Source organism: Acinetobacter sp. NPDC052428, from assembly GCF_044547685.1.
GTDB lineage: Bacteria > Pseudomonadota > Gammaproteobacteria > Pseudomonadales > Moraxellaceae > Acinetobacter > Acinetobacter lwoffii_G.
Map to the genome: position 1 here is coordinate 59116 of NZ_JBIUAT010000011.1, position 18588 is coordinate 77703.

Genomic DNA, 18588 nt, shown 5'->3' on the forward strand with positions numbered 1-18588 from the left:
AAAGTTAAGATATCAATATTTTCAACCGCTCTTCAGATAGAAAGGAAACGTTAAACAGGCTTAAAGAATTTTTCTATTTTATCAGCGTATCATCTCTATAATTTATGCTCGGTACAGAAAGCGGGATAAAAAAATAAGCTTTTAACCCCAAAGGTTTTTAACAGTATCTAAGGCTCAGGCTGAATATTGGCTAAATTTCTTTCTTGGTTTAAATCATAATAGTTAATCAAAAAGATCAACACGGCAAAAATAAAACCTAAAATGACGCAGGCAGACCAGCCATAGCTTTTCCATAAATGCAGCGATAAAAATGCACCCAGACCGGCACCTGAAAAATAACAGGTCATATAGATGGCATTAATCCGCGAGCGAGCCTGCATTGAAATTCGATAGACCAGATTCTGGTTCAAGACATGCAAACAGGAAATTCCAAAATAAGCCAGAATTAAGCCCAAGATATAAATCCATAAATAATTCTGGGCAAAGAATAAAGGAATCCAGGCCAGAATCAGTCCGCACGTAGCCAGATGCGCAATCCATTTTTCCCGATGCCTGCCAATCATTTTACCGGTCCACTGAGAGGACCAGATGCCGACCACCCCCACAATGCCCATGAGGCCAATCTGGAAATCATTAAAATGATAAGGTGCTTCAGCCAGAATAAAAGTCATGGTAGTAAAGATAATACTCAGCATGCCAAAACCCAAACCTCCGATCATACTACGCCGGATCAGCATGGGTTCTGTGCGTGCAAAGGTAAATAGTGAGCGATAAATTTGCAATATATTCATCTGCAACTGGCTCTTAGCGCTTGGTAACTGGAACCACATGGCCAGACTCAGCAGAAGAATTGCACAACCACTAAACAAGTACACCGCATGCCAGGACCATAAAGTAGAAATCAGTCCGGCCACGGTACGGGCAAACAGAATGCCGACCAGAACACCACTCATGAGTAGGCCAACGACTTCGGCACTTTTATCACGCTGCGACAGGCTGGCGGCAAAAGGAATCAGAATCTGGGTGGTGATCGAACAAAAAGAGGCGAGCAGGGTAAAGCCATACAACATATGCAGATTGGTACTGGCTGAAAGCCCAATAAGCGCCAATCCGGTACAGAACATCAAACTGCAGATATACAACCGTTTTTCGAACAAGTCACCCAAAGGGACAAACAAAAATAATCCGGTGGCATAGCCAATCTGGGTCAGTACTACAGTCCAGCCAGACTGAGCCACACTGATCTGCAGATCCTCTGCAATAGAATAAATCAAGGGCTGGTTAAAATAGTTACAACCTGCGCAGAGTGCGCAGGTCATTGCCATCATGAACATGAAACGGCGTGAAATTTGCCCTTGGGCTGACATCCTTGTCTCCTGAGGCTTTAAAAACTATAGTTGGCAGAGAGGTTGATACGCGAAATATCTGCTTCCTTATTGTCAAAGGTTTCACGCTTGCCATGATGATATTCTGCACCCAAATTAATCTTTGGAACAGGAGAATAGATCACGTTAGCCACATAGTCGGTTAAGCGCTTATTGGTTTCCGGATTGGCTTTGGCATAATCGCTAGAATCATCAAAATCAACCACGCTGGCATTAATACTACTACGTAGTTTCGGCGTAAATTTATGCGTGAAGCCAATATTTATACTATTGAACTCATTCAATAAAAGTTCATTATTGATTGGATCGACTGAATAATCGCCACCCCAGGCAGCACCATCGGTTGTTGAACCTTGAGTCAAGAAAGCTGCAATACGCTGATCACCGACCATATGGAAATAGTTCCCCTGAATTGAGTTTTGATCATCTAAACGGTAACGTCCACCAACGCCCACACCCCAGCCAACTTTTTCAATATCACCTGTATCTGTTTGCGCTTGCTTTTGATTGACAAAGCCTTGAGCTAATAAATGAAGAGGGCCTGATTGATGAACATATTTAGTGCTTAAGGCAGGTAAGGCAGAAGAACGATCGCCACCGGCCATGTACTCCAGACCGACATTCCAGGTATTTTCCGGATCAAGTTTGAAAGCATAGCTCACCTGAGGTGTACGTAAGACTGATCCACCCAGGAACAAGCTGTAGTCGACAGCTTCAGTGCTAATCTCTGGTGTTGACATCAATGACCAGGCCTGACCAAACGTCCAGTTATAGTATTTTAAGTGTGCATGACGGATACGTAATCCACCATCGCCTTTACCATTGTTGGTCCAGAAGTCGGCTTCTAAACGAGCAGAAACATTCGGATTGCCTCCTAGATCTTTGGCCAGGAAACCAATCCGGCTGGCAGCCGCAGTAAAATCGGAACGTACAGAATCCGGTTCAGTAAAAGGTACTTTATTAATCTGGTTAATGGTACGGCCACGGGCTTCAGTAGTACTTTTGAAATCGACTGCACCATCAAAGCGGATCAAGCCATAAACATCGACATTATCTACCATTGAACTCAGCGTTTTAGAGTCTTGCGCTTTGGCTTGTTCCTGCTGGTTCTTTAATGCAAGTTGCGCGGCTTTTTGTTGTTCTAGTTCTGCCTGGATTTGCTTTAACTGTGACTCAAGAAATTGCATACGGTCTTCAGAAGCTTCTGCTGAAAATGCCTGTGCTGAAGCAATACCACATAATGTCGCTAAAACTAATTTTTTCATTTCTTAATCCCTAAAGAAATTTTTAATCCTGAATGAAAGGAGACCTTTCTATACTGACGTGTTGTAAATATTTGAAGTGAGGAAGGCAGCGATTTGACCTGCCTTCCGAAGTAGGGTTTATTCTGCTTTTTGCGGATCGTATAAACGGTCTTTAATAAACAGGGCAGGAATCAAACCGCATAGGAAATATGCTGCACCCATTACCAACAGACCTGTACCGATCGAACCATGCATCGCCAGATAACCAATCGTAATTGGCGCAAAGATTGCACCGATACGACCAATATTGAATGCACCGCCCACCGCTGTACCACGAACACCAGTCGGGAAACTTTCGGTTAGATAGGTTGCATTGATGGCATATGGAATACCGTACAGGAAGCCGAAGATTAGCATCAGTACGCCAATGTTATCGGCATTATGCATATACACCACGACAGGGATAAATAGCGCTGTTCCCATGGTGCCGAAAGCAAACACAATACGGCGACCAATTTTATCAGCAACATAACCTGCAATGATTTTGGCAAAAATCATGGTGATGAATGTACCCACCATATACAGTGCCATTTCTTTAAACTTAATGCCTAATTCAGCTTCAAGATAACTTGGCAACCAGTTACTTACACCGAAGTAACCAAATAACAGGAAACCGGAGCTGAAAGACCACAAGATGAACATCTTGCCATGAGTTTTATCTTTAAGAATGGTGATGTATGGATTACCTTTTTTGGTATCGTTATCCACAATCTGACCAGTTCTTTTCATTTCACGGACACGTTTCCATGATTCTGGCTCTGGCACCATAAAGTGCATCAGGATACCCAAAGCTAATGGAGCAATTGTGATCCAGTACAGCATACGCCAGCCGAACTCAGGAATAATCCAGCCTGAAATCATGGTAATCACCAATGAACCTAAAGTGAAACCAGTCATCAATGTTGCCAGTACAGTAGTACGGTATTTGGTCGGTACGTATTCTGACATCAGAGTATTACAGGCAATATATAAACAGCCTAAACCCAAGCAAGAAAGAGTACGTAAAATTGCAAATTCAGTATAAGACTGAGCAAAACCTGAGTAGGCTGACAAGATCGAGAAGGCGATGGTGGCCAGTACAATGACGCGGACACGTCCAAATTTGTCGCATGCCCATCCACCAATAAAGCCTCCGATCCCCATACCTAAAAGAGAATAACTTCCCAAGGCACCCGCCTGTACAGAAGTCAGGCCCCATTCAGCTTTCAGACTGGTCAGACTAAAAGCCAGAATCCCGATATCTGCACCGTCACAGAGCAAAATCAGAAAAGCAAAGATAAAAGCCGTCATCCAAAGACGTTTTGGTGCCTGTTTAATGGTATCCGTGGAGGAGACATCGGTTTTATTGTCTCCTGTTACGATGGTATCGCTTGTCATTCTTATATCCTCTATATATTCAAAGTAGCATTTCCTCTGCTACCGCTAAATCCATTTTTCTTCCTCACGGAAACATAGTTTTCCTGATTTAACAGACTTGCTCTACACACAACAGCCGCTGCATTTATTATCAGGCTACATTCGATTTTTCATGCTTTACGCTAAATCAAAATCATCTCATTGCTGGAAAATTTGATTTCGTAAATTAACTTTAAGTTCAGCCTTATGGCGATTATTCATTTAAATGAATAATCAGATTGCGTTTAAAATAATTAATTCCGTATTGCGAAATCAATTAATCATAAAATAACCAGATGAACAAGAGTTTTTACTCTATTTTTAGTAAAAAATAACTTTTTTGCATTCTGGAGTTAAAAATCCTTGATTTATAGCTTGAGAAACCTTAGTTTTATATAAAATAAAATTTCGCTATACAAAATAAATGGAGATTTTAATGGAACAGGTAGTTCAAGTAGAACAAGTTTCAGCACATGTAGCGATGGTTAAAATTCATCGACCAGAAGCGAAAAATGCCCTGAATACAGAAGTTCGCCAGAAACTTGCGGCGGCTTTTTTGCAACTGAATGATGATGAAAATGTCCGTGCCATTATTCTTACGGGTGGTGAAACAGATTTCGCAGCAGGAGCCGATCTTAAAGAACTGGCCAATGCAGAAACCATTCAAATGATGCAGCGTCGTACTGAGCGTTACTGGCAAGCCATTGCACAGTGTTCAAAGCCGGTGATTGCAGCAGTAAACGGTTATGCATTGGGCGGCGGTTGTGAACTGGCGATGCATGCAGACATTATCATTGCCGGAAAAAGTGCCCAGTTCGGTCAGCCTGAAGTCAAAGTAGGGGTAATGCCGGGTGCTGGTGGTACACAGCGTTTATTCCGTGCAGTTGGCAAATTTCATGCCATGCGCATGATCATGACCGGTTGTCTGGTACCTGCACCGGAAGCCTATCAAATTGGTCTGGTGTCCCAGGTGACTGAAGACAGCGAAACCCTTGCAACAGCAATCAAGATGGCTGAAGGTCTGGCAAAAATGCCGCCAATTGCGCTTGAACAAATCAAGGAAGTGGCTTTACTGGCTGAAGATGTGCCATTAAATGCCGGATTAATGCTGGAACGTAAATCTTTCCAGATGCTGTTTTCTTCAGAAGATCAAAAAGAAGGTATGCAAGCCTTTATTGAAAAACGTAAACCAAATTATCAGGGACGATAAGCATGAGCATTCAAATTCAGAAAATCGGTATTATTGGCGTAGGCACGATGGGTGCGGGCATTGCCCAGATCGCGATTCAGTCCGGCCATAATGTCGTGTTGTTTGATGCCAAAGCGGGTGCTGCTGAACAGGCACAGGAAAAGCTGGCTAAAACATTAAATACCCTGGCTGATAAAGGTAAATTTAGCCATGAAAAAGCTGCTGAAGATCTTGCTCATCTGTCGACTGCGCAGCAGCTAGAAGACTTGAAAGATTGTGACTTGATTGTTGAAGCGATTATTGAAAATCTGGAAATCAAGCAAAAACTGATGCAGCAGCTTGAAGGAATTATAAAACCAGAAGCGATTCTGGCATCTAATACGTCTTCGCTGTCGATCAGTGCAATTGCTGCCAATTGCAGTCAGCCAGAGCGTGTTGCCGGTTATCACTTCTTTAATCCGGTCCCACTCATGAAAGTAGTCGAAGTGATTGAAGGCTTTAATACCCGTGCAGATATTGTTGAAGCATTAACCCAGCTCTCTACAAAAATGGGTCATCGTCCGGTCAAAGCTAAAGATACTCCAGGATTTATCATTAACCATGCCGGCCGTGCCTTTGGTAGCGAAGCCTATGCAATTTTGAATGAAAATGTCACACCATTTTATGATATTGACAGGATCTACCGTGACGGAATCGGTTTCAAAATGGGGCCGTTTGAATTAGGTGATCTGACCGGTATGGATGTCTCGCACCCGGTGAGTGAATCGATTTATCATCAGTATTATGAAGAAGCACGTTACCGTCCAAGCGTGATTACCCGTCAGCGTTTTATTGCCAAGCAGTTAGGTCGTAAAACCGGTAAAGGTTTCTATGATTACACTTCGGGTAGCAAAGAAGGTGATGTTGCTCCAGCATTGGTTGAAAAGTTAAGTCAATATCCATCAGTCTGGCTAGGCACCGAATATGACGAAGACCGTCAGGCACTTGAGCAATATCTGCAGCAGTTCAATATCCAGATTGAGCAAACTGAGACACCTTCAGCAGAGGCTTTAATCCTGATTGCCACTTATGGTGAAGATGCAACTTCAGCCGCTGTCCGTTATCAGCTGGCACCTCAGCAAGTGGTGTGTATCGATCTGCTATATGGTCTGAACAAACACCGTACCTTGATGCCAACTTTTGTCACCCAACCTGAGCTGGTAAAAGCAGCCCAATCGATTTTCAATCTGGATGGTGTGACCGCCAGTGTAATTCAGGAAAGCGTCGGCTTTGTGGCTCAACGTGCTTTGGCAATGATTGTGAATCTCGGCTGTGATATTGCCCAGCAAGGCGTTGCAACGGTGGAAGATATCAACATCGCGGTGAAATTAGGCCTTGGCTATCCATATGGTCCAATTGAATGGGGGGATGTGCTGGGAGCTGAAAAAATTCTAAAAATTCTGGATCGTATGACTGCGATTACCCGTGACCAGCGTTACCGTCCAAGTCCTTGGTTGCGTCGCCGCGTTCAGCTTGGTCTACCACTTGTTCATACAACACATTAATTAGAAAGTTAAAGGAATAACACTCATGTTAAATGCATATATTTATGATGGTTTACGTTCGCCAATCGGTCGCCATGCAGGCAGTCTGGCAAGCGTACGTCCAGATGATCTGGCAGCGACCGTAATTAAAAACCTGCTGGAAAAAACCGGTATTCCGGCAGCAGATGTAGAAGATGTAATCTTTGGGAGTACCAATCAGGCCGGTGAAGACAGCCGTAATGTGGCACGTTTTGCAGCATTGTTAGCAGGTATGCCGGTAACAGTTCCAGGTCAGACGGTAAACCGCTTATGTGCATCAGGTCTCGGTGCTGTGATTGATTCGGCACGTGCCATTACTGCAGGCGAAGGCGAGTTGTACATTGCTGGTGGCGTAGAAAGTATGACCCGCGCGCCTTTTGTGATGGGCAAAGCAGAAAGTGCTTATTCACGTGATGCCAAAATTTATGACACCACGATTGGTACCCGTTTCCCGAACCATAAATTCACAGATCAGTTTGGCGCGCACAGCATGCCTGAAACAGGTGATAACGTGGCTGAAGAGTTTGGCATTACGCGTGAGCAGGCTGATACCTTTGCTGCTGCATCACAGGCAAAATATCAGGCAGCGAAAGAAGCAGGTTTCTTTGCAGGTGAAATTACCCCGATTGAAGTTTCTCAAGGACGCAAATTACCGCCTAAACAAGTCACAGAAGATGAACATCCGCGTGCTTCTTCAACATTTGAAGCTTTATCCAAGTTAAAACCGCTATTTGAAGGTGGTGTAGTAACAGCGGGTAATGCATCAGGTATCAATGACGGCGCTGCAGCACTGATTATCGGCAGTGAAAAAGTGCAGGAACAGTATGGCTTAAAACCTTTAGCTCGTATCCTGTCTTCTGCAGCCGCTGGCATTGAGCCACGCATCATGGGTGCAGGCCCAATTGAAGCAATTAAAAAGGCAGTACAACGTGCTGGTTTGACGCTAGATGATATGGATGTCATCGAGATTAATGAAGCCTTTGCCAGTCAGGTATTATCTTGCCTGAAAGGTCTGGATGTCGCTTTGGATGACCCGCGTGTCAATCCAAATGGTGGTGCGATTGCCATTGGTCATCCACTGGGCTGTTCGGGTGCGCGTTTGGCTTTAACCGTTGCACGTCAGTTACAGCGTACCGGTAAAAAATATGCCGTGATCAGTCTGTGTATCGGTCTGGGGCAAGGGCTGGCGATGGTGATTGAAAACCCTGAAGCTGCCTAACAGTTTTAGTCATCACCTAAATGCCATGTATATGTGATATGCAGGCATTTTTTATTGGGATTTTTCTTTCAAAATAAAAATCCCTGCACATGCAGGGATTGATTACATCAGTGTAATGATTTACTTACGGGCAGTAACTAATAAAGTCGCTGAACCAAATGCATAAACTGTACCTTCTTTATCGATAATTCTGCCTTCTGAGGTCAGTACATTGCGTCCTATCCGGATAACTTCACCAATAGCTATATAGGTTTCGCCACTTTTCATCGCTTTCAGCATTTTTACATTCAGGTCAATGGTCGAGAAACTGACACCTGCATCTACTGTCGTGTGTACGGCAGCGCCAGTGGCACTATCTAGAACCGTTGCACAAAAGCCGCCATGAATACCACCCTGTAAATTGTAATGGCGCTGATCAGGACGCACCTCATATTCCACATAGTTTTCGCGCACCAAGGTCAGACGCATGGGAATAATTTCACTCATGGCTGAGCTGGGGATTTCCCCATTTTTAATTGCGGTAAGATATTCAAGTCCGTTTAATTGTGATGTGGGCATATCCACTCCTTGTAACGATTTATTTCGCTTTATGAAATAACATTCTGTTTTTCTGGAATTATGATATAACAGATAATGATCGAAATGCTATATTTTTCCAGGATGGAACGATGACAATAAAAAATCTCGTCACAGATGCTGAATGGCAGGCACGTTGTGAACTCGCAGCGCTTTATCGCATTATCGCGCATTACCGGATGACGGACCTGATCGATACTCACATCAGTTTAAGAGTTCCCGATCAACCTGACTGTTTTCTGATTAATCAGTATGGTGTCGCTTTTGAAAAAATGTGTGCTTCAACGCTGGTGAAGATTAATCATGAAGGGCAGGTCGTAGAAAGCTATGAACAGGACAAGCCGGTGAATATGGCGGGCTTCGTCATCCACTCTGCAATTCATGAAGCACATGCTCATCTGAACTGTGTCATTCATACGCATACCGCAGATGGCATAGCAGTTTCTGCACAGAAACACGGACTTCTTCCCATTTCCCAGCATGCGTTGAAATTTTATCAGCAGGTGGCCTATCACGAATATGAGGGCGTTGCATTGTCAACAGATGAACAGGAACGCCTGATTCAGGACCTGGGCGGCCATCGCGCCATGATTTTACGTAATCACGGACTTTTAACAGCTGGGGAAACCATTGCACGGGCTTTTCATGAAATCTATTTCCTGGAGCGTGCCTGTCAGGCGCAGGTGAAGGCCTTAAGTGGCGGTGCCGAACTGCATTATCCAGCAGAAGAAGTCCGAATTAAAACTGCCAAGCAGTTCGCCAGTCCTTTAGTTGAACCGATTTTACAGCGTGCCTGGCAGGCTGCGTTATCCCTGATTGAGCATCAATATACGGAGTATGCATCATGATCGTGATTTCCAGTACTGTGCCGAATATTGAGGCCATTCTGGTGAAGTCTTTTCAGAAATATGCGCCTGAGGGCAGTTTTTGTACACTGGACAGCCCGGAAGCTGAACAGGCGACCACAGCAGCTTCGTGGTTTCCAGATCTGGAAAAACTCCGGCAACTTCCAGAACTTGGTCTGATTCATTCGATTGCTGCGGGGGTCGAACATTTAAATTTAAACGAGATTAGATCTGACCAGTCAGTATGTCGGGTACTGGATCCACATCATCAAAAAGGCATGTTTGATTATCTGCTCTGGGGCGTGCTGTATTTCCAGCGTTATTTTGACTGCATGATCCAGCAGCAAAAGCAGCAGCTATGGAAACAGTATCGTCAAAGTTATAGCCATCATATCCAGATCGGGATTATGGGCCTTGGCCATATGGGCGGTTATGCGGCAAAACGTTTTGCCGACATGGGCTATCAGGTGTCTGGGTGGTCCAATTCCCCAAAAGAGATTGCTCAGGTCAAAAGCTATGTAGGCCAAGAACAGCTTTCCGAGTTCCTGGCCCACAGCCAGATCTTGATTAATCTGCTACCACTTACTGAAGAGAATACCGGCATTCTTTCTGCTGAATTATTTCAGCAGTTACCTGAACAGGCGGCATTAATTCATGTCGGGCGAGGCCAGCATTTAATCGAGCAGGATCTACTCAATGCACTGGATTCCGGCCACTTACGTGGTGCAATCCTTGATGTATTTGAAGAAGAGCCTTTAACTCAGGATCATCCATTCTGGCAGCATGAAAAGATCGTAGTTACGCCACATGTCGCCTCACATGCACCCATGTCTGTGGTAGTGGAACAGATTCTGGAAAATGACCGACGCTTAAATCTCGGGCTGGATTTGTGCCATCAGGTAGATGTCAATAAAGGCTATTAATTGTAGGGATACAGGCAAAAAAATAAGGAAATTGATGATGTGGGAAACGATTCAAACTCAGGTTCAGCAAGGCGTCGCAACCTTAAGCTTTAACCGTCCGGATTCACTCAACAGTTTTAACCGGCAAATGCATGAGGAAGTGCAGCAGGTGCTGAAAAACTGGAATACAGATCCGGATATTCGAGTGATTGTGATTCGCGGCAAAGGCCGGGCGTTTTCAGCGGGACAGGATTTAAAAGAACGTGCTGGACAGCTCGGCAATGTGCCTTTGCCACCGCAAGGCTCGCTGGCCAAATACTATAATCCCTTGATTAATCTGATCCGCCAGAGTCCCAAACCGGTAATCGCAGCAGTGAATGGTGTGGCTGCTGGTGCAGGTGCCAATATCGCGCTGGCCTGTGATCTGGTCATTGCCAAGGAAAGTGCCCGATTTATTCAGGCCTTTTCTAAAATTGGCTTGATTCCTGATGCCGGTGGCACCTGGATGTTGCCACGTTTAATCGGTTATGCACGTGCCATGGCACTTACTTTTCTGGGGGAACCGGTGCATGCCAAAGAGGCCGCTGAAATGGGCATGATCTGGAAAATGCTTCCAGATACAGAATTTGATGCTTATATCGACGACATTGCACACCGATTATCTCAACAGCCGACCTATGCACTGGCTTTAACCAAACAGGCCTTGCAACGCAGTGCTGAAAATAACATGGATCAGCAACTGGAGCTGGAACAAAATCTGCAATATCTGGCTCTGAGCAGTCAGGACTATAAAGAAAGTGTCCAGGCTTTTGTTGAAAAACGCCCTGCACAATTTACCGGATGCTAAGGAGAGCATTTATGAAAATTCAGACCCGTATTACCGAGCTTTTAGGCATTCGTTATCCAATTATTCAGGGCGGCATGATGTGGGTCGGTACCGCAGAAATGGCCAGTGCCGTATCTAATGCTGGTGGCTTGGGAACATTAACGGCATTGACTCAACCGACGCCTGAAGCCCTGGTCAAGGAAATTGCACGCTGCCGAGAAATGACCGATCAGCCTTTTGCAGTCAATCTGACTTTATTGCCCGCTGTGAATCCGCCGCCATATGCAGAATACCGACAGGCGATCATTGAAAGCAGTATCAAGATCGTAGAAACAGCAGGCAACAAGCCTCATGAACATATTGAGGCGTTTAAGCAACATGGTATTATTGTCATTCATAAATGTACTTCCGTTCGTCATGCGCTTTCAGCACAAAGAATTGGCGCGGATATCATTTCGATTGATGGTTTTGAATGTGCGGGCCATCCAGGTGAAGACGATATTCCTGGCCTGATTTTAATTCCTGCGGCAGCGGATCAGCTTACTGTGCCGATTGTGGCCAGTGGCGGTTTTGCTGATGGCCGTGGTCTGGTCGCAGCTTTGGCTTTAGGTGCTGAAGGCATCAATATGGGTACACGCTTTTGTGCAACTCAGGAAGCGCCGATCCATCTAAACATCAAACAGTTCTATGTCGACAATGATGAAAGGGCGACACATCTGCTGTATCGACAGTTCAGAAATACTGCCCGTGTTGCCAAAAATGCGGTATCTGATTTAGTGGTAAAAATGAGTGAAGATCCAGATCTGGAATTTGAACAGATTCGTCCCTATGTCAGTGGCTTAAAAGGCAAGCTTGCTTTAGAAAATGGCGATATTGATGCTGGTGTACTGACTGCAGGTCAAGTGATGGGATTGATTCATGACATTCCGACTTGTCAGACGCTGATTGAAAATATCATGCAGGAGGCAGAGCAGATCGTTCATCAGCGTTTAGCTCAATTTTTTCCACGTTAATTAGCTTTAGTGCAGTCGCTGAATAGGAAAGCCATTCCACCATGAATGGCTTTTTTTCATTCTGTATATTTTTTATTTTTAAATGGGAAATTTCATCGAATGACTAGATTTTATTCTTTAAATTATATTATAGTGGATTTAAAACATAATTTCGTATTATGAAATTAATTGTCATAAATATACAAATTAGAACTCATACAAGGGAATTACGATGAGAAATTATATTGCGCCATTAAAAGACATGAAGTTTGTCCTGAAAGACCTGTTAAACGTTGAACAGAAATATCAGGGCTATGCAAAATTCGCAGACAAGGTTTCTATGGATATTATGGAACAATATCTGGAAGTCGCTGCGGACTTTTGCCAAAACGAACTTCTACCGATTAATGCGACAGGCGACCAGCAGGGTTGCCGTTTGCAGGATGGCATCGTAACTACTCCAGATGGGTTTAAAGCAGCTTATGACAAATATGTAGAACTCGGCTTTACCTCTTTAACCGGTGATGAACAATATGGCGGTCAGGGCTTCCCAACTTTATACCGGATTGCTATTTCTGAAATTATTACTGCAACCAACTGGTCTTGGGGCATGTACCCAGGCCTGTCCCATGGTGCCATGCGTACTTTAGAGCACCACGGTAGCGATGAACAGAAACAGAAATTCCTGGTACCTTTAATTGCAGGTCGCTGGACGGGAACCATGTGCTTGACTGAATCTCATGCCGGTTCTGACCTAGGTTTAATCCGTACCAAAGCAGTGCCAAATGAAGACGGCAGTTACAGCATCAGTGGTGAGAAAATCTTTATCTCAGCCGGTGAACATGATCTGGCTGAAAATATCGTGCATATCGTATTGGCACGTTTGCCAGATGCACCTGCGGGAACCAAAGGTATTTCGCTGTTTATTGTGCCGAAATACAATCTGGATGAAGCTGGTAATGTGGCTTCCCGTAATGGCGTGGTATGTAGCGCTCTTGAACACAAGATGGGCATTCACGGTAACGCGACCTGTGTGCTGAATTTTGATAATGCCAAAGGTTTCCTGATTGGGCCTGAAAATCGCGGCCTAAACTGCATGTTTACCTTTATGAACTCGGCACGTATCGGTACAGCCATTCAAGGCTTGGCAGCAGCAGAGTCTTCTTACCAGGGGGCATTGGCTTATGCCCAAGACCGTCTGGCGATGCGTTCACTTGAAGGTGCGAAAGCGCCAGGCCAACCTGCAGATCCGATTATCGTGCATCCGGCAGTACGTAACATGCTGCTGACTCAAAAGGTGTTTGCAGAAGGTTCACGTGCACTTGCATATTATCTGGCGACCTATGCCGATATCGCTGAAGCCACTGACAGCCCGGAAGAAAAGAAAGCAGCTGAAGACCGTCTAGCATTATTAACCCCTATTGCCAAAGCATTAATGACCGAAACCGGCATAGAAGCGGCTAAACATGGTATGCAGATTTTCGGTGGTCACGGTTATATTGCTGAACATGGCATGGAACAGATTGCCCGTGATGCACGTATTGCCAGCCTCTATGAAGGAACCACTGAAATTCAGTCCATTGACTTGCTGGCGCGTAAAGTTCTAGGTTCAAAATTGGGTCTGTTGACCGCATTAACCGAGGAAATTCAAGGCTTTGTAAAAGAACATCAACAACATGCCCAGTTTAGCCAGCAAGTTGCACAAGTCAGCCAGTTGACTGAACAATGGCTGGAATTAACCAGAACCATTCAGGAGCAGGCTCAGCAGTCTGCCAATGAAATTGGGGCAGCATCAGTTGACTACCTATATTTCTCTGGTTATGTCGTGTCCGCTTATCTGTGGCTGAAAATGGCAATTACTGCGCAGCAGAAAATTGAAGAAGGTAATACTGATCCGTTCTATGCAGCCAAGATCAAAACTGCACAATTCTTCTTTGCACGTATTTTGCCAAGAACTTCAACCCACTTTGCCAATATTCAGGCGGGTGGTGAAAGCCTGTTTTTACTTGAACCTGAAGAGTTCAAATTCGATTAAAGCTTTTGACCCACGATACTCTTGTCGTGGGTCTTTTTTTAATAATTTTACATCCTCACCCCATTCAAATATTGAGATTTATTCTCGGGTATTGAATAAACCATAAAATAACAAGATCAGGAGTCTATATGGATTTAGACATGATTACTCGACAGTGTCCTTATGCTGATCTGCAACTTACTTTTCATGAAGTCGGACAGCGTTCTGCATTTCCCACTATTATTCTGATTCATGGCACCGGTGGAAATACCGACAAGCATTTCAGCTATATTTTTCCGATGCTGGGTATTCATCAGCGGGTTTTATCCATTGATTTGCATACCCCCGATAAAGCTGATCTAAAGGTGACCGATTTTAGCCAGCAGGTTGAAGCACTGATTCAGCATGCAGTTGCAAAAGATGAAATCATTACAGTGGTCGGCTATTCACTCGGTGCCGTGATTGCTGCACAAGTAGCAGCCAGTTTAAAACAGCGCGTAGCGCGTTTGATCCTGTTAGCCGGTTGGGCCAAAACCAGCTCGGTGCAACAACTACGTACTGTCATTTGGCAGCAATTATTTACTGAACAATCTGCGGCCTTGCCTCATTTTGTCAATTATTGCCTGTATAGTGATGATTATCTGTCTGCACGAAGCGAACAGCAGGTGTTGGATCTGGCACGCTTTGTCAAACCTTCCCAAGATGCAGCCAAACAGCGTGAACTGAATTATCGCATTGATATCACCTCAATCTTGTCTGAGATTCGTGCAGAGACGTTGATTGTGGCTTGCCGTGAAGACCGCATGGTGCCTGTAGCGCAAGCTAAACTGCTGTTTGCTTCAATTTCGAACAGTCGCTATATCGAAATTTCTTCAGGACATGCGCTCTATGTCGAAGCGCCAGCAGAAGTAGTGCAACTGATCAATCAGTTTAGCCAGCATCCAGAACAATATCCGGCGAATCAAAAAATCCAGCCTTATATGCCTTAAAGGAGATAAATAATGCAAGCTCAAGGACAGCGCAGCAAGATTCTGATTGTAGGCAGCGGTTTTGGCGGTTTGGGCATGGCAATCCGCCTTAAACAGCAGGGTATTCACGATTTTAAAATCATAGAACGGGCAGCAGAAGTGGGTGGAACATGGCGTGATAATACCTATCCCGGGGTCGCCTGTGATGTACCGTCCCATTTATATTCTTTCTCTTTTATTCAAAATCCCGACTGGTCTCGGGTCTTTCCGCAAGGGGCAGAAATTCAGCGCTATTTAATTCAATGCTGTGATCAGGAAAATATCCGGCCACATATCGATTTTCATACGCAACTGGAAAAGGCTAGCTGGAATACAACAGAACGCATCTGGGAAATTCACACCTCTAAAGGTCTGTATCAGGCTGAGATTTTAATTACCGCAACCGGACATCTGGCTGATGAGCATCTCCCGCAAATTCCGGGGCTGGAAGAATTTGAAGGCCAGGTGATGCATTCCGCACGCTGGAATCATCAGATAAATTTGGAGAACCAGCATATCGTTGTGGTGGGTTCTGGTGCTTCTGCCGTCCAGCTTGTGCCGGAAATTGCCAAAACGGCCAAAAGCCTGACCGTCTTGCAACGTAGTGCGCCCTATATTTTGCCCCGACCAGACCGAGCTTATTCTGAGTCAGAAAAACAGCTTTTCCGCAAAGATCCGGACAGTATGTCAGCCTTAAGACATTCCTTGTTTTGGGGCAATGAATACAATTTTGCCCAGCGCCGTAATCTGAAAAGCCAGATTGAGCGGGTCAAGAAAAACTGCCTGCAATTCTTAAAACATCAGATTTCAGATCCAGAATTACAGCACAAACTCACGCCGAATTATGAACCTGGTTGTAAACGCTTATTGCTTTCTAATGATTATTATCCGACTTTTCTAAAACCAAATGTCACACTTGAAGACTCAGCATTGGCAGAAGTTATGAAAGACGGTGTATTAAGCCAGGCTGGAAATAAATTTTCTGCAGATATCATCGTATTTGCGACAGGATTTGAAGCGGCACGTCCACCCTATGCCGCAAAGGTGGTGGGTAAACAGGGTTTAAGCCTGGAGCAGCAATGGTCCAGCGGTATGCAGGGTTATCAGTCAACGACCGTACACAACTTTCCAAACCTGTTCATCCTGAATGGGCCAAATACAGGCAGTGGACATAATTCAGCACTTTATTTTCTGGAAACCCAGTTTGATCTGGTGCTGGATGCCTTGCAGTTTTTTGAGCAGGAACAGATTCAGGTCTTTGAAGCAGATCAGAGTGCTGAAAATAGCTATATGCAGGAGCTACAGCAGCTTTCGCAAGGTAGTGTCTGGTTATCGGAAAGCTGTAAAAGCTGGTATCTGGACCCGGTCAGTCGCAAGCTGACTTTGGTCTGGCCGGATTATGCTCATTCATTTAGGGATAAAAATCAGCATTTTATTCGTAGCGGTTATCACTACCAGTATGTTGAATCGAGACAGCAGAAAGTGGTGTAAAAATATTTAATTAAAATCAAAATTTTATGGTTTAAATAATACAAAATAATTGTAAATCCAGGACAGGAGTATAGTCATGAGCAGTCAGCCATGGATGGAAGAATATAAAAAGTGGAATATCAATCCGGAGTTTACCCGGCCAGATCCTGAGAAAACCCTGAGCACGATAATTGCTGAGAATTTGGTAAAATTTCAGGATAAAACCGCATTTATCTATCTAGATCGCAAATTCAGCTATCACGATATCGATGTGTATAGCCAGAAACTGGCTAGCTATTTACAGAGTCTTGGGCTGACTGCTGGCAGCCGTATTGCGGTGATGTTACCGAATATTATTCAATATCCAATCGCGACCTTTGCCATTATTCGGGCCGGTTATGTGCTGGTCAATGTCAACCCCATGTACACCCAGCGCGAGCTCTATCATCAGCTACAGGATTCAGGTGCAGAAGCCTTGATTATCCTTGGACAGACTTTGGAGCAATTAACAGCATTAGAGGAATGTCCTCAACTCAAATATGTTATTTCGACGCATTCGCCGGATTTTATTCAAGAGCAGCAAAGTGCTATTTATAGTCAGGCAACACAATATCCGGATAAACAGTTCTTTGACTTTAGGCAGGCAATAAATCAGGTAGAAATTATTGATTTCAAAACACCTGTACAGCATCAGGAAGATACGGTCATTCTGCAATACACGGGAGGTACCACAGGTGTTTCTAAAGGTGCAGAACTGAGCCATCGCAATATTTTATTTAATATCGCCCAGAACAGTACCGTATTTATCAGCCATTTTGGTGACCGCTATGCCACTGAAAATGAATATGTATTCTGTGCCTTGCCGCTGTATCACATTTATGGATTTACCATCTGCCTGTTCAGTTATGGTTTAAGCCGTGGTTTCGCTAATGTTCTGATTCCAAATCCGAGAGATCTGGATGCTTTGGCGGATCAATACCAGAAACATCCACCCACTGTTTTCCCTGGGGTGAATACCATGTTTAATGCACTGGGACATCATCCACGTTTTCGTGAACTGGATCATTCAAACCTGAAAACTACAACTGGCGGGGGAGCATCGATTTTAAAAAATACGGCAAATTTATGGTATGAGGTCACAGGCTGCCAGATTTATGAAGGCTACGGACTTTCTGAAACCTCACCAACTGCAACTTTTAACCCGCCTTTAAGCCGGCGATTTAGTGGCACGATTGGCTTGCCATTGGCAGGGACTGAAATTCTGATTCTGAATGATGAAGGAAAACCTGTAGAGCTTAATCAGGCTGGAGAAATAGCCATACGTGGTCCACAGGTGATGAAAGGATACTGGCAGCAAGCCGAAGCAACAGCACAGGTATTTACCAAAGATGGATTCTTCCTGACAGGTGATATCGGTTGTATGGACGAGCAGGGCTATATCACCATTCTGGACCGCAAAAAAGACATGATTCTGGTCTCCGGATTTAATGTTTATCCCAATGAGCTGGAAGGCGTGCTGTCCAAACATCCTAAAATACTGGAATGTGCAGTGATTGGTATTGATGATGAAAAGTCTGGACAGGTACCCAAGGCATTTATTGTGAAACAGGATGAAACTCTGACCCAAGATGAAGTCATGACTTATCTGAAGCAGCAACTGACCAGTTATAAATTGCCCAAATACATTGAGTTTGTGGCTGGATTACCAAAGTCTGCAGTAGGCAAAATTCTGCGTCGTGAACTGCCTCGTACTGTTCAGCCCAGCGCTAAGGCCTGTTAAGGAATGATCTAATCCATTATCTTTAAAACGCCAATCTCAACTTAAAATAAGATTTTCGAATTGAATTGGTGAATGACCAAGCTTTTTATTTAGCACCACACAAATTGTATGCGACAGAATTT

15 protein-coding genes are annotated in these 18588 nt (G+C 44.3%); 11 read left to right on the forward strand and 4 right to left on the reverse strand.

The window, feature by feature from the left end:
• Positions 1-167: 167 nt before the first annotated feature.
• The 3 genes from ACIG3F_RS08375 to ACIG3F_RS08385 all read right to left on the reverse strand — a co-directional run bounded on the left by ACIG3F_RS08375 (position 168) and on the right by ACIG3F_RS08385 (position 4066).
• On the reverse strand, positions 168-1367 hold the full coding sequence (locus ACIG3F_RS08375) for an MFS transporter (protein ID WP_004646967.1): 1200 nt from the start codon (positions 1365-1367) through the stop codon (positions 168-170).
• A 17-nt stretch (positions 1368-1384) separates the two neighbouring features.
• Positions 1385-2650: a DcaP family trimeric outer membrane transporter gene (locus tag ACIG3F_RS08380; protein WP_004646966.1), complete on the reverse strand. Its 1266-nt coding sequence runs from the start codon at positions 2648-2650 to the stop codon at positions 1385-1387.
• Positions 2651-2767: 117 nt separating this feature from the next.
• Entirely contained in the window at positions 2768-4066 is a 1299-nt protein-coding gene (locus tag ACIG3F_RS08385) for an MFS transporter (protein ID WP_004280309.1), read from the reverse strand.
• Between the two features lie 454 nt (positions 4067-4520).
• On the opposite strand from ACIG3F_RS08385, the gene ACIG3F_RS08390 reads away from it, so the two are divergent.
• Genes ACIG3F_RS08390 through ACIG3F_RS08400 form a run of 3 tightly spaced genes read left to right on the forward strand, consistent with a single transcriptional unit; the run spans position 4521 to position 8054 of the window.
• Positions 4521-5294, forward strand: a complete 774-nt coding sequence (locus ACIG3F_RS08390; RefSeq protein ID WP_005266393.1) for an enoyl-CoA hydratase — start codon at positions 4521-4523, stop codon at positions 5292-5294.
• A gap of 2 nt (positions 5295-5296) precedes the next feature.
• Entirely contained in the window at positions 5297-6817 is a 1521-nt protein-coding gene (locus ACIG3F_RS08395; RefSeq protein ID WP_396469808.1) for a 3-hydroxyacyl-CoA dehydrogenase, read from the forward strand.
• A 25-nt stretch (positions 6818-6842) separates the two neighbouring features.
• Entirely contained in the window at positions 6843-8054 is a 1212-nt protein-coding gene (locus tag ACIG3F_RS08400) for a 3-oxoadipyl-CoA thiolase (RefSeq protein ID WP_396469809.1), read from the forward strand.
• A gap of 120 nt (positions 8055-8174) precedes the next feature.
• Here the strand turns inward: ACIG3F_RS08400 and ACIG3F_RS08405 are convergent, their stop codons facing one another.
• The gene (locus tag ACIG3F_RS08405) at positions 8175-8612 is read right to left on the reverse strand and encodes a PaaI family thioesterase (protein WP_396469810.1); all 438 of its coding nucleotides are present in this window, start codon (positions 8610-8612) and stop codon (positions 8175-8177) included.
• A 110-nt stretch (positions 8613-8722) separates the two neighbouring features.
• On the opposite strand from ACIG3F_RS08405, the gene ACIG3F_RS08410 reads away from it, so the two are divergent.
• The 8 genes from ACIG3F_RS08410 to ACIG3F_RS08445 all read left to right on the forward strand — a co-directional run bounded on the left by ACIG3F_RS08410 (position 8723) and on the right by ACIG3F_RS08445 (position 18466).
• Positions 8723-9478 (forward strand): class II aldolase/adducin family protein, encoded by a 756-nt coding sequence (locus ACIG3F_RS08410; protein WP_148334787.1) that lies wholly within the window; start codon positions 8723-8725, stop codon positions 9476-9478.
• Positions 9475-10398 carry a 2-hydroxyacid dehydrogenase gene (locus ACIG3F_RS08415; protein WP_396469811.1) on the forward strand — a complete coding sequence of 308 codons (924 nt, stop codon included), beginning with the start codon at positions 9475-9477 and terminating at the stop codon, positions 10396-10398. The genes ACIG3F_RS08410 and ACIG3F_RS08415 overlap by 4 nt, the downstream gene beginning before the upstream one ends.
• Before the next feature lie 37 nt (positions 10399-10435).
• On the forward strand, positions 10436-11224 hold the full coding sequence (locus ACIG3F_RS08420; protein ID WP_396469812.1) for an enoyl-CoA hydratase-related protein: 789 nt from the start codon (positions 10436-10438) through the stop codon (positions 11222-11224).
• 11 nt (positions 11225-11235) lie between these two features.
• Entirely contained in the window at positions 11236-12216 is a 981-nt protein-coding gene (locus ACIG3F_RS08425) for an NAD(P)H-dependent flavin oxidoreductase (protein WP_396469813.1), read from the forward strand.
• A gap of 211 nt (positions 12217-12427) precedes the next feature.
• Positions 12428-14230 (forward strand): acyl-CoA dehydrogenase C-terminal domain-containing protein, encoded by a 1803-nt coding sequence (locus tag ACIG3F_RS08430; RefSeq protein WP_396469814.1) that lies wholly within the window; start codon positions 12428-12430, stop codon positions 14228-14230.
• A 128-nt stretch (positions 14231-14358) separates the two neighbouring features.
• Positions 14359-15198, forward strand: coding sequence for an alpha/beta fold hydrolase (locus ACIG3F_RS08435; RefSeq protein ID WP_396469815.1), 840 nt, complete (start codon positions 14359-14361; stop codon positions 15196-15198).
• Between the two features lie 12 nt (positions 15199-15210).
• Positions 15211-16707 carry a flavin-containing monooxygenase gene (locus tag ACIG3F_RS08440; RefSeq protein ID WP_396469816.1) on the forward strand — a complete coding sequence of 499 codons (1497 nt, stop codon included), beginning with the start codon at positions 15211-15213 and terminating at the stop codon, positions 16705-16707.
• A 76-nt stretch (positions 16708-16783) separates the two neighbouring features.
• Positions 16784-18466 carry an AMP-binding protein gene (locus tag ACIG3F_RS08445; protein WP_396469817.1) on the forward strand — a complete coding sequence of 561 codons (1683 nt, stop codon included), beginning with the start codon at positions 16784-16786 and terminating at the stop codon, positions 18464-18466.
• Positions 18467-18588 lie beyond the last annotated feature (122 nt).

Coding starts and splice junctions, on each gene's coding strand:
- ACIG3F_RS08375 (WP_004646967.1), bottom strand. CDS start 1,367: ATGTCAGCCCAAGGGCAAATTTCACGCCGTTTCATGTTCATGATGGCA.
- ACIG3F_RS08380 (WP_004646966.1), bottom strand. CDS start 2,650: ATGAAAAAATTAGTTTTAGCGACATTATGTGGTATTGCTTCAGCACAG.
- ACIG3F_RS08385 (WP_004280309.1), bottom strand. CDS start 4,066: ATGACAAGCGATACCATCGTAACAGGAGACAATAAAACCGATGTCTCC.
- ACIG3F_RS08390 (WP_005266393.1), top strand. CDS start 4,521: ATGGAACAGGTAGTTCAAGTAGAACAAGTTTCAGCACATGTAGCGATG.
- ACIG3F_RS08395 (WP_396469808.1), top strand. CDS start 5,297: ATGAGCATTCAAATTCAGAAAATCGGTATTATTGGCGTAGGCACGATG.
- ACIG3F_RS08400 (WP_396469809.1), top strand. CDS start 6,843: ATGTTAAATGCATATATTTATGATGGTTTACGTTCGCCAATCGGTCGC.
- ACIG3F_RS08405 (WP_396469810.1), bottom strand. CDS start 8,612: ATGCCCACATCACAATTAAACGGACTTGAATATCTTACCGCAATTAAA.
- ACIG3F_RS08410 (WP_148334787.1), top strand. CDS start 8,723: ATGACAATAAAAAATCTCGTCACAGATGCTGAATGGCAGGCACGTTGT.
- ACIG3F_RS08415 (WP_396469811.1), top strand. CDS start 9,475: ATGATCGTGATTTCCAGTACTGTGCCGAATATTGAGGCCATTCTGGTG.
- ACIG3F_RS08420 (WP_396469812.1), top strand. CDS start 10,436: ATGTGGGAAACGATTCAAACTCAGGTTCAGCAAGGCGTCGCAACCTTA.
- ACIG3F_RS08425 (WP_396469813.1), top strand. CDS start 11,236: ATGAAAATTCAGACCCGTATTACCGAGCTTTTAGGCATTCGTTATCCA.
- ACIG3F_RS08430 (WP_396469814.1), top strand. CDS start 12,428: ATGAGAAATTATATTGCGCCATTAAAAGACATGAAGTTTGTCCTGAAA.
- ACIG3F_RS08435 (WP_396469815.1), top strand. CDS start 14,359: ATGGATTTAGACATGATTACTCGACAGTGTCCTTATGCTGATCTGCAA.
- ACIG3F_RS08440 (WP_396469816.1), top strand. CDS start 15,211: ATGCAAGCTCAAGGACAGCGCAGCAAGATTCTGATTGTAGGCAGCGGT.
- ACIG3F_RS08445 (WP_396469817.1), top strand. CDS start 16,784: ATGAGCAGTCAGCCATGGATGGAAGAATATAAAAAGTGGAATATCAAT.